The sequence below is a fragment of the Hymenobacter arizonensis genome (assembly GCF_900115775.1).
GTDB lineage: Bacteria > Bacteroidota > Bacteroidia > Cytophagales > Hymenobacteraceae > Hymenobacter > Hymenobacter arizonensis.
Genome location: NZ_FOXS01000003.1, coordinates 568153 through 585085, shown reverse-complemented (window position 1 = coordinate 585085; position 16933 = coordinate 568153). Strand labels below are relative to the sequence as shown.

At 59.4% G+C, this 16933-nt stretch carries 10 protein-coding genes; 5 read left to right on the top strand and 5 right to left on the bottom strand.

From position 1 onward, the window contains the following. Positions 1 to 52 precede the first annotated feature (52 nt). A complete protein-coding gene (locus BMZ66_RS14015) occupies positions 53 to 1024 on the top strand; it encodes a PorP/SprF family type IX secretion system membrane protein (protein ID WP_092674416.1) in 972 nt (323 codons plus the stop codon). Between the two features lie 20 nt (positions 1025 to 1044). Here the strand turns inward: BMZ66_RS14015 and BMZ66_RS14010 are convergent, their stop codons facing one another. From BMZ66_RS14010 to BMZ66_RS13995, 4 genes are all read right to left on the bottom strand, one after another. Then, a complete protein-coding gene (locus BMZ66_RS14010; RefSeq protein WP_143080212.1) occupies positions 1045 to 2283 on the bottom strand; it encodes a glycosyltransferase family protein in 1239 nt (412 codons plus the stop codon). Further along, complete coding sequence (gene fabD, locus BMZ66_RS14005) at positions 2284 to 3219, bottom strand: ACP S-malonyltransferase (RefSeq protein WP_092674407.1); 936 nt, start codon at positions 3217 to 3219, stop codon at positions 2284 to 2286. A 144-nt stretch (positions 3220 to 3363) separates the two neighbouring features. After that, the gene (locus tag BMZ66_RS14000; RefSeq protein WP_092674401.1) at positions 3364 to 6315 is read right to left on the bottom strand and encodes a T9SS type B sorting domain-containing protein; all 2952 of its coding nucleotides are present in this window, start codon (positions 6313 to 6315) and stop codon (positions 3364 to 3366) included. 251 nt (positions 6316 to 6566) lie between these two features. After that, positions 6567 to 9524, bottom strand: coding sequence for a T9SS type B sorting domain-containing protein (locus BMZ66_RS13995; protein WP_092674395.1), 2958 nt, complete (start codon positions 9522 to 9524; stop codon positions 6567 to 6569). Positions 9525 to 9822: 298 nt separating this feature from the next. Here BMZ66_RS13995 and BMZ66_RS13990 point away from each other — a divergent pair, with 298 nt between their 5' ends. From BMZ66_RS13990 to BMZ66_RS13975, 4 genes are all read left to right on the top strand, one after another. Further along, a complete protein-coding gene (locus BMZ66_RS13990; protein WP_092674389.1) occupies positions 9823 to 10578 on the top strand; it encodes a succinate dehydrogenase cytochrome b subunit in 756 nt (251 codons plus the stop codon). A gap of 100 nt (positions 10579 to 10678) precedes the next feature. Then, positions 10679 to 12613 (top strand): fumarate reductase/succinate dehydrogenase flavoprotein subunit, encoded by a 1935-nt coding sequence (locus BMZ66_RS13985; RefSeq protein ID WP_092674385.1) that lies wholly within the window; start codon positions 10679 to 10681, stop codon positions 12611 to 12613. Positions 12614 to 12770: 157 nt separating this feature from the next. Further along, entirely contained in the window at positions 12771 to 13526 is a 756-nt protein-coding gene (locus tag BMZ66_RS13980) for a succinate dehydrogenase/fumarate reductase iron-sulfur subunit (RefSeq protein ID WP_092674885.1), read from the top strand. Positions 13527 to 14163: 637 nt separating this feature from the next. Next, positions 14164 to 15456 carry a hypothetical protein gene (locus tag BMZ66_RS13975; protein WP_143080211.1) on the top strand — a complete coding sequence of 431 codons (1293 nt, stop codon included), beginning with the start codon at positions 14164 to 14166 and terminating at the stop codon, positions 15454 to 15456. 185 nt (positions 15457 to 15641) lie between these two features. On the opposite strand, the gene BMZ66_RS13970 is transcribed toward BMZ66_RS13975, so the two are convergent. Next, positions 15642 to 16799, bottom strand: a complete 1158-nt coding sequence (locus tag BMZ66_RS13970) for an MFS transporter (protein WP_092674374.1) — start codon at positions 16797 to 16799, stop codon at positions 15642 to 15644. Positions 16800 to 16933: the final 134 nt, after the last annotated feature.

The following is a 16933-nucleotide window of genomic DNA, read 5'->3' as shown; positions in this document are numbered from 1 at the left end:
GCCGCAGCAAGGCCAGCTTCCTTCCCAGCCAGACAATAAGGCACCCACTGTTATGAGAAGAGCTCTATCGCTGCTACTGCTACCACTGCTGCTGCTGGCCGCCGCGCCAGCCCAGGCCCAGCAGCAGGCCCAGTACAGCCAGTACATGAACAACAACTACATCCTGAACCCCGGCGCCACTGGCGTGGAGGATTACATCGACGTCAAGTTAAGCTACCGCACCCAGTGGACGGGCCTGGAGGGGGCGCCCAAAACCTACTACGCCAGCGCGAGCTCCTCGCTGGGCAAGTGGCGCAGCACGCCCAAGCGCACCATCCGCGACCGGCGCCGGCCGTTTCATGCGGTAGGCGGCATCGTATACAAAGACGAAACCGGGCCCACGAGTCGGACCAGCGCCCACCTCTCCTACGCCTACAACTTGCTACTGACGCCCGATTTGCGGCTGGCGCTGGGCGTATCGGCCGGCATGCAGCAGTTTGCTGTTGACGGGCAGCAACTGCGCTTCTTCGACCCCACCACGGTTGCTCCCAGCGCCGCCTCGCGGGTCCTCGACGGGACGGTGGGCGTCTGGATGTACAGCTCTAAATTTTACGTGGGTTTCTCGGGCGCGCAGCTGTTGGGCAATCAGCTCAACTTTTCCTACGGCGCCAACCAACTGGGTGAGGGCACCGGCAACACCCTGAAGCGGCACTACTTCGCCACGGCTGGCGTGCGGCTGCCCATCAACGATGACTGGTCGCTGGTGCCGTCGGTGCTGGTGAAGGCCGTGAACCCAGCTCCGCTTTCCCTCGACGTCAACGCCAAGCTCAAGTACCAGGACCTGCTCTGGTTCGGGGCGTCGTGGCGCGCCCTCGACTCGATGGTGGGTATGGTGGGCCTCAGCTACGAGCAGTACACGCTGGGCTATTCCTACGATGCCGGCCTCTCCCAGCTGGCGGGGTACCACGCCGGCAGCCACGAGGTGCTGGTAGGCCTGCGCCTTAAGAAAAAGGCCCAGGTGGTGTGCACCAACCGCTTCTGGTAAAAGGCAACTGGCTTTAGCGGCTAGCGCGCCGCCGTCCATTCAAAAGGCGGCAGCTTGCGCAGGGCCATTGCGTTGCTGATGGTACGGCCGGCCCCGTATGCCAGCCACATTCCCACTAGGCCCACTACCAGCCAGGAAAACCTATCTCTACTTCCTGAGTGAGCCGCCCAGCGTCCTATTCCTAAAAGCGCCAACAGCATAACCGGCCCGAACAGCACGCTGGTGTACCGTTCGCCGTCGTATAGGCCGGCGGCGCTGCGGGTGAAGGTGGTGGTAATAATTAACTGAAGAATAAAGAAACCCGTTGCAGCCCACAGAACCCGTGGGAAGCGCGTGCGCCAGTCACCGGCCGAGTCTTGCTTCGTGAATGCAGACTGTGGCCATGTTGTCGAACCTCGTGGCAGCAACAGCACCAACACACCCACCAAGGCTAACGCCCAAAGCAAGGGCATTTCGGGGCGCCAGGAAGCCCGCACCGGCAGCAGCCAGCGGCTCAGCACGAAGCCATAGTCGGCGCAGGAGCTGAAAAACTGAGCCCAGCCCTTGTTGTAGCGGTAAACGCTGGGCGCCGCCAGCAGCAGCGAGTAGTAGTGCCAGGCCAGCCCTCCCACCGCGCTTAAGGCCAGGTGGGCCACCGCCAGTAGGCGCTGCTTTGGGAGCAGCGCCCGGGCTTGCAGCACGAGCCCCACCCCCACTCCCGCCAGCAGAAAAAAGCCCGGCGTCCGATGCAGGGGCAGCACAAAGCCCAGGGCAGTAGCCAGCCCCCACCAGCGCGCGTGTTGGGTGTGCAGCCACCGGAACAACGCCAGGGCGTACCCTGCCACCAAGGCCACGAACACCGCCTCGCCCCACACAAATTTGCTCACTACCAGCCACGGCGTGCTGAGGGCCAGCACCCACGGAAACGCCAGCGCCAGTGCCCCCGGCAGCAGCCAGCGGCCCAGCCGGCTCCAGGCCAGCAGGCCGGCTACTAGGGCCAGGCCGTGCAGCACGCGCACCACGCCCAGGCTGCCGCCCAGCGCCACCAGTACGGAGTAGAGCGGCGGCCAATAGCGATAAGCCGACCCATCGGGATGCAGCAGAACGCCCGCGGCGCGCAACGTGCCGGCCGCGTGCACATAATAACGCGAGTCGGCGGTGCCGGCCAGTCCCGGGGCGGTGGCCAGGACAAACAGCCCCAGCTGCACCAGCACCGCCAGCCCTACCGACCAGCCAAACCACCGCAGCCACCCCGGTGACTCCAACGAACGCCCCGCCACCTAGCCGAGAACGGCCGTGGGCACGATTTTCTTCACCAGCCCTTGCAGCACCTTGCCGGGGCCACACTCCACGAATTCGGTGGCGCCATCGGCCGCCATCTGCTGCACCAGCTGGGTCCAGCGCACGGGCGCGGTGAGTTGGCGCAGGAGGTTGGCCTTGATTTCAGCGGGCGACGAGTGCGGCAGCGCATCCACGTTCTGGTACACGGGGCAGCGCGCCTCGCCAAAAGTGGTTTTCTCAATGGCTTCGGCCAGGGCGGCGGCGGCGCTCTGCATAAGAGGCGAGTGAAAGGCCCCGCCCACCGGCAGCGGCAGGGCGCGCTTGGCGCCGGCGGCCTTCAGGGCTTCGCAGGCCTTGGCTACCCCTTCGGCCGAGCCAGAAATGACCAGCTGGCCGGGGCAATTGTAGTTGGCGGCCACCACCACTGCACCCGCGTCGGTAATCTCCTGGCAGATGCGCTCCACAGTGGCATCATCAAGCCCCAGAATGGCGGCCATGGTGCCGGGCTGCTCTTCGCAGGCGGCCTGCATGGCCTGGGCGCGGCGTGCCACCAGCGGCAGGGCGTCTTCGAAGCGCAGCACGCCGGCCGCCACCAGGGCCGAGAACTCGCCCAGCGAATGGCCAGCCGTCATAGCGGGCTGCAAGTCGGGCCGGGCCACAAACTGAGCCACCGAATGCACAAAAATGGCGGGCTGGGTCACATCGGTGCGGCGCAGGTCTTCTTCGGAGCCGCCGAACATGATGTCCGTCAGGCTGAAGCCCAGGATGTCGTTGGCTTGGGTGAGTAGGGCGCGAGCGTCTAGGCTTTGTTCGAACAGCTCGCGGGCCATGCCCGGAAACTGGCTGCCCTGGCCGGGAAAAACGATGGCAGACTTGTGAGATTCGGAGGAATTGGTGGGGTTCACGAGGACACTTAGGAATAAATGAGCAGACATTTTCGGGGCCTTAAGCCCAGCCAACCGCCGCAGCAATTGGGCATGCAAGCTGCACATAAACCAACTAACCTGACAAATCGGGCACGAAAAAGGCCGCCCCTAATGGAGCGGCCTCTCTCGTGTGATTGGCAGCGGCGCGGGGCCTTAGCGCCGCACCTCAACCCAGCCCTTGTACGTGCGCTTGGTGTTGGCAAAGTCGGCAAACTCCACCTCGGCCAAGTAGTAGTAGATGCCGTCCGAGACTTTTAACAATCTTCCATTGCTGGACTCGCCAGCCGGCCCGCCGTCCCAGTTGATGAGGACGGGGTCGGCGGCGGTGGTCACGTTCTCGAAGACCTTCACGCCCCAGCGGTTGAAGGCCTGGAAGCGCACTTGCCGCACGGGGCTGTGGTTCTTGGGCCGGAACACCGGGTTCTGCGCGTCCCCGTTGGGGGTGAAGATGTTGGGCAGCAGAAAGAACACGCAGTTGTCCTGGCACGCCACGTTGCTCGTGTCCGAGCGCACCCCGCCCGGCGCCACCGCCTGCACCGCGTAGCACCCCCCGTTGAACTCTAAATTGGGGTGCAGGTAGCTCGTTTGCGTGGTGGTACCGAGTAGGGCAAAAGCCCCCGTCGGCCCCGGCCGATAATACACGCGGTAGCTGGCAACATCCTCGTCGCAGCCGGCCGGCACGTTGCCTAGCCGCCAGCGTAGGCGGTTGGTGTAGCGTTCGTTAGGCCGCGGGAACGACGGCAGCGCCGCCAAGCTGTCGCAGTTTGTTACGGCCAAGCTCAGCACTGGCACGCACGGCGGGGCAATCAGCTTGGCGCACTGTTCCTGGCTCCTATTGAGCAAAGAGCTGAGGTAACCGGTAGGCGCATACTGGCCTTCGGTCCGGACGTAGTAGCAGTAGGTTTGTCCTTTCACCAAGGCCGCGTCTTCGTCGCGGTAGCTACCGCCCGCGAGGCCGGTAGGCGCGGTGGCAATCTGAACGTAAGGACTGCCAGGGGCACTGTTGCGGCGGTAGATAACCACCGGCTTGGCCGTGTTAGTCCAAGGTACCTGGTACGTCCACGTCAGGGAAAAACCTGAGGTTGAACTCGTAGGCACCACCGACACGCGGACGCTGCTCGCGGGTGTTGCCGTTTCCCTTATCACCTGGGGCACTTGGGTGTTGGCAAGGGTGCGGACAAACTCCAGCTTGTAGGTATACTGAAGGTCTTGGGTATTGAGGTTGGTATCGATGAAAAAGGTATCGGTAATGGCCGTGAAGGTGCGCACCACCGCATAGGTAGCTGGCGCCAGCCCTTCGCCGCGCGAGAGCACATAAGAAGGCGTACCCTGCAACACTTGGCCCGCTGCGGCGCGGGGCTGCGTCCAGCGCACTGCAATTCGGCCCGCGGTGGCGCTGGTTTCTTCCACGTCAACATTCTTCAGTTGCGCCGCGCGGCCGTCGAAAGTCACGCAAGCTTCTTCGGAAGCAATGCTGGCGCCCCCAGCGGGAAAGGGGAACTCCGCGTAGATGCGGTAGCAGTAGGTTTTGCCCCGTTCAAAACCCTGGTTGGTACCTCCGGCCGACACGTTGTTGTCAGTAAAAGAGGTAGCGGAAGCGGGCACGGTTGCTATGCGCACATAACCCGTGGAGGCAGGAATTCCCGTTTCGCAGTCACCGGGCGTCCAGCCTGCCGTGTTCTCCTTGCGGTAGATGTGAATGACCGAAGCATTGGTGCACACATAGGGGCTCCAGGTTAGCCCTGCGCTGTTCAGGCCGGTGAGGGCAGGCGTCACCCTGAGGCTTTGAGGCGGTGGCCCGATAACAGTAATGCGCCACGGCTTCTCGTCGATAAGCGGCGGGTTAGTCGCCAGATTGCCGCCTGACGGCGTATCCTGAGCTTTAAACACGACCAAATAAGGCTGCTGAGCTACGTTGCTGCACTCGGTCCGCCACGTAAACGTGCCTTGAGCTGTAGGCGGCCCAGTAGCCGTTTGCGTGAAAGTAGCCGGGGGAATAATACCCGAATAGGCAAAAAGGGAGATGGGCGTTTGCGGACTGGTTGCCGATAGTCCGTCTACCGCCGAAACCTGCCCGGTCACCGTCTGCCCTGCAATCACGCAGATGTCGGCCGGAATGGTGATGGTTGGCCGCAGGTTGCTGGTGGCAGACACAATAATTTGGATATCGCGAATTACTTCGCCGATTTTGCGTCTGCCCAAGGGCGTGCGTCGCCACTCTTCTACTACCATGGCCACATTATAAAAGCCAACCCGGATGGGAGCGTTCCAGGTGATTTGCCCCGTGCGAACGTCCTGCACGAAAATGGCGGGGTTATCCCGTACCCCAACCGGGTTGCCGGCATACTCTACCTGCACGGCACCCGGACTAATGCTGGCAGAGTTTGGATACACGAAGTTGGGCACCTGCTGCGCCACGGGAGTATTATCGCCGGTAGCTCCGGAGCAAGGGCTACCCACTATAACACCTACAGCGCGACTCACCTTTTGGCTGGGTCGCAGCTTATAGGCCAAGGAGTCGCCGTCGGCATCGAAGCCTGCGGGGTTGTGTAGAAATACCTGGCTCACGGCTGCCTTGTCTACCGCTGGCGCCCTGAGCACTGGCGAGCTGTTGCCCAGCAGGGCCGGGTCCAAGGTAATGGTGGTGCTGATATGAAAAGACTGAGCAATCGAGTTGTCCATATTAAGCACCCCGCCAACACGGTTTTCACCAGTGTAAGTGATGGTGAAGCTGCCCGATGAAGGGAAGGTGTGCTCAAAGAGGTAAATGTTAAGACCGGTATCAGGAGCCCCCGGAATCGGGCGTCGCCCACCCGGAATCCGCGCAATGCCGCCCTCACAACTCGAGCTGCCATCGCCAAAAAATATGGTAACAGTTTCCTCGTCGAACCCCGTCATGGTGGTGTAAAGCACCATCTTGAAAAAGACCCGGCGCGGATTCCGGTTTGCTATCGGCAGTGTCGTGTCAGACTTGGCCTGAATGTCGCCCGCTCGAATGTGCGTAGCCCACGCCCCTTCCGGCCTCAGCCCCAGCCCTGCCAATAGCAGCACAACCAGCAAGGTCACTTTCGCCATAGCTCTGGCGCTAAGTAAAGAATTATGCATAATGACAGACGAAAAGAGAGGGTAGAAGGCACTTATGCTCAGCGGTAAGCAAGGTAATAACTATTTGAGTTATACAGCCCCGAAGACAGCGCCCAAAAGGGCCTGTCATTGAAGGTACCAAGGTGTTTAAATTACGAACCTGACGTGCTACTCATTCGGTTTCAAGCAGGCTCGACTGCATGAGTCGGGCACGAAAAAGGCCGCCCCTAATGGAGCGGCCTCTCTCGTGTGATTGGCAGCGGCGCGGGGCCTTAGCGCCGCACCTCGACCCAGCCCTTGTACGTGCGCTTGGTGTTGGCAAAGTCGGCAAACTCCACCTCGGCCAGGTAGTAGTAGATGCCGTCCGACACGCGCGATGCTTTGCCGCTGCTGGACTCGCCGGCCGGCCCGCCACCGTCCCAGTTGATGAGGACGGGGTCGGCCGCGGTGGTCACGTTCTCGAAGACCTTCACGCCCCAGCGGTTGAAGGCCTGGAAGCGCACTTGCCGCACGGGGCTGTGGTTCTTGGGCCGGAACACCGGGTTCTGCGCGTCCCCGTTAGGGGTGAAGATGTTGGGCAGCAAGAAGAACACGCAGTTGTCTTGGCACGCCACGTTGCTCGTGTCCGAGCGCACCCCGCCCGGCGCCACCGCCTGCACCGCGTAGCAACCACCGTTGAATTCTAAATTGGGGTGCGTGAAGCGCTGCTCGGTGGTAGTGCCCAGCAAGGTAAACGGACCGGTAAGCGCTGGCCGGTAATACACCCGGTAGCTGGCAATGGTAGCGTCGCAGCCGGTGGGCTGGTTGCTCAGCGTCCAGGTCAGCTGGTTGGTGTAGCGGTCGCCAGCGGTGGGAAACACGGGGCGGTTAGCCAATTCCTCGCAGTTGGTGGGCGCCAGGGTCAGAATGGGTCGGCAAGGCGGCGTGCTGAGCAGCAAGCAGCGCACCTGGCTTCGGTTTATCAGAGAGTTGAGGAAGGGCACGCCCGGGTACAGCCCATCGGTCTGCACGTAGTAGCAGTAGGTCTCGTTTCGCCGCAGGGCGGGGTCGTTGTCGGTATAGACGCCGCCGGTGGCGGTGGTCGGGGCTGTATTCAAACGAACAAACGGCCCCGTGTTGCCGGTACGCCGGTAGATAGTAACTGGCCGCTGAGTATTGTCCCACGGCACTTGGTAGGTCCAGCGCACCGTTACGGACGTGGCTTCGGGGTTGGCCGGCACGGCAGTGGTGTACACGCTGCTGGCCGTGGGGGCCACCTCCCGAATGGGCGCGCGGTTATCGCTGGGCGGGAAGGTGCGCACAAACTCCACCCGGTAGGTAAACTGCTGCTCCTCGGTGTTAATGTTGGTGTCGGTGTAGCAGGTATCGGCCAGCGAGGTGATGGTCGCAACGGGCGCGAAAGTCGTAGGCGCCAGGCCCACCCCACGCGACAGCACATAGCTGGGAGTGCCTTCGAGGGCGCCGCCACCGCCCAGCGCCGGGCGAGTCCAGCAGACCTGAATCTGACCATTGGTCGGGCTGGTGGTTTCCACGTCTACTTTCACCAGCCGAAGCGGGCTACCGGGGAAGGTGGCACAGGCCTCCTGCGAGGCAATGCTGGCACCGCCGGCCGGCAGCGGAAACTCGGCGTAGATGCGGTAGCAGTAGTTCTGCCCGCGTTCCAGGCCCTGGTTGTTGCCACCGGGGCTGGGGTTGCTGTCGGTATAAGTAGTAGTGTTGGCAGGCACCGAGCCAATGAACGTGTACCCGGCGCGGTCCGGAATGCCGGTTTCGCAGGGCTCGGGCACGAAGTTCGACGGGTTCACCTTGCGGTAGACTAGGATGCGCGAGGCATTGGCGCACTGGTACAGGTTCCAATCGAGCCGGACGCGGTTCACATCAGCGCCGCTCCCCACAATGGGCGTAGCGCGCAGGTTCTGCGGCGCTGGGCCAATAACGGTAATTCGCCAGACCTGCTCGTCGACGAGCGGCGGGTTGGCGGGCGTCGGGTTAGCAGGTCTATCCTGGGCTTTGAACACCACCAGGTAAGGCAGCTGGGCTACGTTGTTGCACTGAGTTTGCCAGGTAAAGGTACCTGAGGCCGTCGGCGGGCCGAATTGGGTTTGGCGGAAGGTAGCCGGGGGCAGAATGCCCGAGTAGGCAAACAGGTCCACCGCGGTGGCCGGGCTCGTGGGCGACGACTGGTCGGTGGCCGTCACTACGCCCGTAGCCGTTTCTCCGGCAATCACGCACAAGTCTGGCGGCAGCGTGAGCAGCGGGCGCAGGTTGCCCGTGCCCGTCACAATAATTTGCATGTCGCGGATGACCTCGCCTATCAGCCGGCGCCCCAGCGGTGTTCGACGAAACTCCCGCACCACCATGGCCACGTTGTAGATACCCACCGTGTTCGGGGCATTCCAAGTAATTTGGCCAGTGCGCACATCCTGCACAAAAATGGCCGGTGCGCCCGGTACTCCCGTAGGTATACCGGTATAAGCTACTTGCAACGGAGGCCTGCCGGGCGAAATGCTTGGGTCCGCAGGATAGCGGAAGTTGGGGACCGGCGTTGGCAGCGGAGTGTTGGTGCCCGTGCCGGTGCAAGGATTTCCCAACACATTCTGAAGAGGACGGGCCTCCCGCTGGCTAACGCGCAATTCGAACGCCAAAGAATCCCCGTCGGGGTCGAAAGCGCCGGGGTTGTGCAGAAACACCTGGTTAACCCCGGCTTTGTCGACAGCGGGAGTAGTGAGCACCGGCGACCGGTTGCCTAGCAACGCGGGGTCCAAGGTGATTGTGGTGCTGATGTAGAAGGATTGGTCATCGGACCGGTCCATGTTCAACACGCCCCGGTTGCGGTTCTCCCCAATGAAGCTCACTACAAAGCTGCCAGTAGAAGGAAACGTGTGCTCGAATAAGTAGATATTGAGGCTGGTGTCGGGGCTGCCGGGTACAGGCCGCTCGCCACCCAGGCGGGGCACGCCATCGAGGCAGCTGGAAGTGCCGTCGCCGAAAAAGATGGTGGCGGCGGGCTGCTTCACCGGCGACGCGTTGTCGGTATACAGGGTCATCCTGAAGAAAATCCGGCGCGGGATGGGGTTGGCCGTGGTATCGGGCCTGGCCTGGATGTCGCCGGCGCGGATGTGCGAGGCCCGGGCAGCTTCTGGCTGCAGGCCCAAGCCAACGGCCAGCACCAACAGCAGCAGCGCCACCCGCTCCCAAAACCCAACCCACTGTAGAGTAAACTGTATCATATCAACTTGCTGAGAAGAGACAAAGAAGAAACAAGCAATGCCTGGACGGAAACAACCCGCAACCGGTACTGGCCTAACATTCGCCAGGCCTACGGGGTTATCAGGTTACGTATACATAACGCGCCCATGCGTAGAAACGATGCCCTGACGAGATAGATTCACCGCGCTACCGATGGTTTTTTTTAGGGAGGGGGCCCAAAGGGCAAGAAACGGGCCTGTACGTTGTTCGGTTAGCGGGTGGAGCCTACCTTTGGGCAGTATTAAACAACCCTCTTCACTTCGCCAGTTTGGCTAATTTATGAGTTGGATAACAAAAACTTTAACCAGCAGCATCGGCCGGAAGCTAATCATGTCGGTTACGGGCCTGTTTCTGTGCACGTTTCTGGTAGTACACTTAGTTGGCAACCTGCAGCTGTTCAAGCACGACGGGGGCGCGGCTTTCAATGCCTACTCTCACTTCATGGGCACCAACCCCATTATCCGCACCATTGAGTGGGGACTGGTGCTGGGCTTTGGCTTTCACATCTACGAAGCGTGGGCCTTGTACCGCCGCAACAAAGCTGCTCGTGGCCATGGCTACGCGCAGTGGAAGGCCGAGCAGAACAGCGAGTGGACCTCGCGCAACATGAGCTTGCTGGGCACCATCATTCTGATTTTCCTCATAGTACACCTCTACAACTTCTTCTGGCGTGCTCGCTTTGCTGGCGACCTGCCCAAAATGGGCGGTGCCGACCCCCTCACCAGCGACTACGACAACCTGTATCTGGCCGTCGTTTCGTCGTTCCAGCTTTGGTGGTACGTGGCCCTGTACGTGGCCGCTCAAATCAGCTTGGGCTACCACTTGTGGCACGGCTTCCGCTCGGGTTTCCAGACCTTGGGCCTGAATCACCGCAAATACATGCCGCTAATTAAGTATGCTGGCTACGTATTCTCGGTGGTAGTAGCGGCCGGCTTTGCTTCCATGCCGTTGTACTTCTTCCTGTTTACCAACGAGCGGGGCGACGTGGTTTCCAATGCGCCGGCATTCCTTCAAAGCGTAGCCTCCGCCTTCTAATTGTTTTGGATTAGGCCTCTAGAATATTTACCAAGCGCGGAACACCTGCGCCGCTTGGCTGTTCTATAGGTCAATAATCACACCTTCACACCGTTACTCTATGCTGCTGGATTCCAAGATTCCCGAAGGCCCCCTTGCCGAAAAATGGGAGAAGCACAAGTTCAACGTCAAGCTTGTCAACCCCGCTAACAAGCGGAAATACGACGTGATTGTGGTCGGCACTGGCCTGGCCGGGGCTTCGGCCGCCGCCTCGCTGGCTGAGCTGGGCTACAACGTGAAGGCCTTTACCTATCACGACTCGCCGCGCCGTGCGCACTCCATTGCTGCGCAGGGTGGCATCAACGCTGCCAAAAATTACCAGAACGACGGCGACTCCGTGTTCCGCCTGTTCTACGATACCGTGAAGGGCGGTGACTACCGTGCCCGCGAAGCCAACGTGTACCGCCTGGCGCAGGTATCGGTGAACATCATCGACCAGTGCGTGGCCCAAGGCGTGCCTTTTGCCCGCGAATATGGTGGCTTGCTAGCTAACCGCTCGTTTGGTGGTGCCCAGGTAAGCCGCACGTTCTACGCCCGCGGCCAAACCGGACAGCAGCTGCTGCTGGGTGCCTACTCGGCCTTGAGCCGACAGGTTGCTTATGGCAAAGTGAAGCTGTTCACCCGCTCGGAAATGCTCGACCTCGTAGTGGTCGATGGTCAGGCCCGCGGCATCGTTACGCGCCACTTGATTACTGGGGAGATTGAAACCCACGCGGCTCACGCTGTGGTGTTGGCCACCGGCGGCTACGGCAACGTGTTCTATCTGAGCACCAATGCCAAGTACTGCAACGTGACCGCTCCTTGGCGCGCCCACAAAAAAGGTGCTTTGTTCGCTAACCCCTGCTTCACGCAGATTCACCCTACCTGCATTCCGGTGAGCGGCGACTACCAGTCGAAACTCACCCTCATGTCGGAGTCGTTGCGTAACGACGGCCGCGTGTGGGTGCCGGCCACGGTAGAAATTGCCGAGCGTCTGCGCAAAGGCGAAATCAAGGCTACTGACATCAAAGAAGAAGACCGCGACTACTTCCTGGAGCGCAAATACCCTGCTTTCGGCAACCTGGTGCCACGCGACGTGGCTTCCCGCAACGCCAAGCAGATGTGCGACGAAGGCCGTGGCGTAGGCAGCAGCGGCCTGGCCGTGTACCTCGACTTTGCCGATGTTATTCAGCGCACCGGCGCTGCGGCAGTTAGCCAGAAGTACGGCAACCTGTTTGCCATGTACGAGAAAATTACCGACGAGAACCCCTACGAGTTGCCCATGCGGATTTATCCTGCGGTGCACTATACCATGGGCGGCCTCTGGGTTGACTACAATCTGCAAACCACCATTCCGGGCCTCTACGCCACGGGCGAGTGTAACTTCTCGGACCACGGCGCCAACCGCCTCGGTGCTTCGGCGCTGATGCAGGGCCTGGCCGACGGTTATTTCGTCATTCCCTATACCATTGGCGACTACTTGGCCAACACGGCTCCCAAGCCGGTTGACGCCAACCACCCCGCTTTTGCCGAAGCTAAGGCGTTTGTGCAGGCCCGCACCGAGCGGCTGCTCAGCATTAATGGCACACGTACCCCAACTGAGTTCCACAAGGCCCTGGGCCACATCATGTGGGAGTACTGCGGCATGGCCCGCAGTGCCGAAGGCCTGACTTTTGCTAAGGCTGAGATTCAGAAGCTGAAGAAGGATTTCTGGACGGACGTTAAAATCACGGGCACTGGCGAAGAGATGAACCAGTCACTTGAAAGCGCCGGCCGCGTAGCCGACTTCTTGGAGCTCGGTGAGCTGATGGTAGACGATGCGCTGAACCGCAACGAAAGCTGCGGTGGTCACTTCCGCGAGGAATACCAGACGCCGGAGGGCGAGGCCCTCCGCGACGACGAGAACTACGCCTACGTGGCAGCCTGGGAATATCAGGGCGAAAACCAGCCCGAGAAACTCAACAAGGAAGAACTAACCTTCGAAAACGTGAAGCTGACTCAGCGCAGCTACAAGTAAGAACCCCTGTCATGCTGACGAAGGAAGCATCTTCTCACGCTGGCGCTTAATTAAGTTACTAACCCAAAGAGCGCCGGCGTGATAATGTCCTTCGCTGGGCTCAGGATGACAAACGAGAAATAAAACTATGGCCGGCTCCAACCCCAATGCCAAACCGATGAACCTGACCCTGAACGTGTGGCGACAACCCAACCGCAACACCGAAGGCCAGATGGTGAAATACAACGTGAAGGACATTTCGCCCGAAATGTCCTTCCTGGAAATGCTCGACGTGCTGAACGAAGACCTGCTGCACGCCGGCAAGGACCCCGTGGCGTTCGACCACGACTGCCGCGAAGGCATTTGTGGCTCGTGCGACCTGTTCATCAACGGCCGTAGCCACGGTCCGGAGAAGGGCACCACTACCTGCCAGCTGCACATGCGCAAGTTCTCGGATGGTGACACCATCACCATCGAACCTTGGCGCGCCAACGCATTCCCCGTAAACAAGGACTTGAGCGTGGACCGCTCGGCGTTCGACCGCATCATTCAAGCAGGCGGCTATATCAGCGTGAACACTGGTGGTGTGCCAGATGGCAACGAAATTCCCGTTCCCAAGGAGATTGCCGACCGGGCCTTTGAAGCTGCTACTTGCATTGCCTGTGGTGCCTGCGTTGCGGCTTGCAAAAATGCCTCGGCCATGCTGTTCGTTTCTGCCAAGGTTTCGCAGCTGGCGTTGTTGCCGCAAGGCCACGCCGAGCGCAAAACCCGTGTAGAAAACATGGTGGCTCAGATGGACAAAGAAGGTTTTGGCGCTTGCTCCAACATCGGCTCTTGCGCTGCGGAGTGCCCAGTAGGCATTTCACTCGAAAACATTGCTATTCTGAACCGCGAATACATCGCGGCCAAAGCGACGTCGAACAACTTGGCTTAAGCTGGTTATTTCATTTGAAAAAGCGCTGCGGATTACCGTAGCGCTTTTTTTGTGTCCACGTGGGTCATGGCTTGTCGTGACCAAAGCGCAGGCAATTTTTGTGGTAACACTGATAGGAAGTGCTGCTGTACAGATGATTGGTGAGGATACTAAAATGACCTCCCCAAAGTCAACCTGAAGGATGCTTTTACTAACTCCTATCAGGAGCCAATCTAGGAGTACACGAACCGCGGTTTTGCGATTTCAATCGAGACAGATACGTTCGAAGCTAGTGCCACTTTGGGCAGGCTGCTGCCATAATAGTTATGATTAAAATAGGCATAGCATACACTCAAATGGCATTGGTCATGCGTGAAAGAGCAAAACTAAAATATGAATTTTATAAGTTTTGATAGAACATTAAAACCCATACTTGCGGGTATTGGACTCACCTTTTAAGGTATCTAAGTACTGGTAAATAGCTTTGATTAAAAAAATTAAAAGGTCTTAATCCCATACTTATTTAACTATAATTCAGAAACTTATTAATTAATACTCTTTACTTTATCTTATAGATAGAAGCTGAATTTTGGCCCGGTTCAGAACCATTTAGCTGCTGGAAATCCTTAGAAGGCATCTTCCATCATATTTCCACTTTATGAAGTTACAATCTCTTACTATTGGCTTGCTGTGCAGTGGCCTGGGTCTCATTGCTGTTTCTTGTAACAAGGACGATGCAGCTAGCCCGACTACTCCCCAGGCAGGCGCAACTGCTGCCAATTTCACGGTAGGCGAAGGCGACCTGCAGCTGGAGACCGGAGTCCTGGCAGACGGCCGCATTAAATGCACCTACGAAGCCTTCACCCAGGCAATTTTCGCGGATGCAGCCACTACCGGCGTAGCCCCCAGTCCGTGTGCTCCCACGGCATTCAATACGGCCCTGGCGCCGTACGTAACCGAGCTGAACAGAGCTACTCTGGCAGAGCGGCAGAATTACAGCCTGCTGTCGCAGCTGAGCCAGCTCTACACCTACGTAGACCCCGCTACCCCTTACTTCGGAGCTGACGGCAGCCTGACCGACTTTGCGGCAAAAACGAAGCGCAGCCTTGAGTCGTTTTGGAACATGCCCAACGAGGTAACCCTGCACGGCCAGCACGTGAACAGCCTGCAAAATCGGGAGGCGATAGCAGCCGTGTATCGTAATTTCTCCACTGCATCGGAGCAAGCTGCTTACGCGAATGCCGATTTCATTATTGCCAATTACGTGCTGCCCAGCACTGTGTTCAAGACCTCGCCCCTATTGGCGCTCGACGGCTTTGCCACCACTGGCTTGACGACACGCACCGGAAAAGTGGTGGGCGACCTGATTGTGATTGGCGATGGCCTCGTGCAGGTAATGAACGAAGCCGGCGTTAATAAGCAAGTGACCTTTGCGGGCATTTTGGGCCATGAGTGGGCTCACCAGATACAATTCAACAACTACGAGGCTTGGTATGGCCCCCGGGTAAACACGGCCGAGCAAACCCGCATGACGGAGCTTGAAGCCGACCTACTAAGCAGCTACTACCTCACGCACAAGCGCGGCGCTACTTACAATTGGAAGAGCTCGGCAGAATTCTTCAAGCTGTTTTTCAACATCGGCGACTGCAGCTTTATCAGCGAAGGCCACCACGGCACTCCCAACCAACGCATGGCCGCCTCGCGCCTCGGTTGGATTATTGCTCAGGAAACCATGCCCATGGGCCACATTCTGACGGCCCAGGAAACGCACGACCTTTTTATTGCCTCGCTGCAAAGCATCATCGACAATAAGATTGACAGCTCGGCTGCTATGGCCAACCTGAAGACGCCTCAACTCAAAGCTGTTTTCGGCAAAATCGTAGAGCGCGAGCGCGAAGTGAAAAGCATCCTCACCGGCCAGTTGAATTCTACTGCCATCGAGAATCTGTAAAGCCACCTCATCCTCAGTGCTTTAATAACAAAGCGACCCGCCTCTGGCGGGTCGCTTTGTTTCGGGCCAGCCTGTCTGGAGCCACTTGCGCCATTATGAGGCTATGTTGATGAGTAACCAAGAGTGTCTGAAGTATACAAACCGGTTGGAAAGTTCGCTGAGCGGCTTGTGGTGATGCGCTTGCGTCAAACCTCTTCCCGTAGTTTGGGCACCAGCCAGATGATTATGCCGCCTAACAAAGCCACGAGCGCAAACGACCAGCGCAGACTCGCTGCTTTTGCTACAAATCCCACCAGCGGCGGCACTACCAGAAAGCCGAAATAGCTGACCGTTGAAACGGAAGCAATGGCAGTGCCCGCACTCAGTGGGTTGGCTTTGCCCACCAAGCCAAATACCAGAGGCACCACGCAGGATACCCCCAGGCCCCCCAGCACAAAGCCTATGCCCGCCATTAGCGGAGTTGGGAAAGCTGCGGCCATTAGCAAGCCGGTGCTCATGAGTATGCCGCTGGCCTGCAGCAAGGGCTTGGTGCCGAAACGCTCCACCAACTTGTCGCCGAGGAAGCGCCCGGTGGTCATGGCCACCATGTAGAGGGTGAAGCCAAAGGGCGCAATGGCTTTCGGCGCGTGCACAGCCTGGGCAAAATACACGCCGCTCCAGTCGTAGAAAGTGCCTTCGCAGGCCATAGAGGCGAAGGTGATAAGACCGTATTTCAACACGGTTTTGTCGGGCCAGGGAAACAGGGTTTTGGTGGTGGGCGAGGGTGGCAATGAAAGAGTGCCCGGGAAAAACGCCAGCGCAACCCCCGTAAGCACCGCCGACACCGCCACGAAATGAAAGGTGGTAGATACGTCGTTGCGAATCAGCAGCGCCGCGATGCCGGCTGCCGCAAAGCCCGCCACACTCCAGATGCCGTGAAACGTGGCAATAATGGAACGGTCGTAGAGCGCCTGCACGCCCACCGATTGCGCATTAACCGACAGGTTGAGCAGGTTGCGCGACGAGCCAAAGCAGAACAGCAGCACCGCCAGCTGCCAGGTGTGCTCCACAAACCCCAACAGGGCCAGGGCCAGGTTGTAGAGCAGGGCGCCCACCATCATTACCTGGCGGCTGGTGTAGTACTGGAGCAGCTTGCCAGTAACGGGCAGCGTGAGCATCAGGCCCGCCGGCAGGGCCAGCAGCACGGCCCCAAGCTGGGCTTCGTTGAGCTGCAGCTGGTGCTGAATAGTGGGAATGCGCGACGCCCAGGTGGCAAACCCAAAGCCCGAAACAAAGAAGAACAGCGCAATGGCAATGCGCGCCCGCGTGGGTGACGCACGGGGCAGGGTCAAGGCTTGACTCATAGCAAATAGGTGAATGCTGCTCCGTAATCCGCCAGAAATATGGCGCAGGACATGGGCCGTCAGCACTCGAAATAGATAGGATAAATAGCGAGCGTAAGTTGGTTTGCGGGCTTACAGCAAAAGCTTCGTTAGAC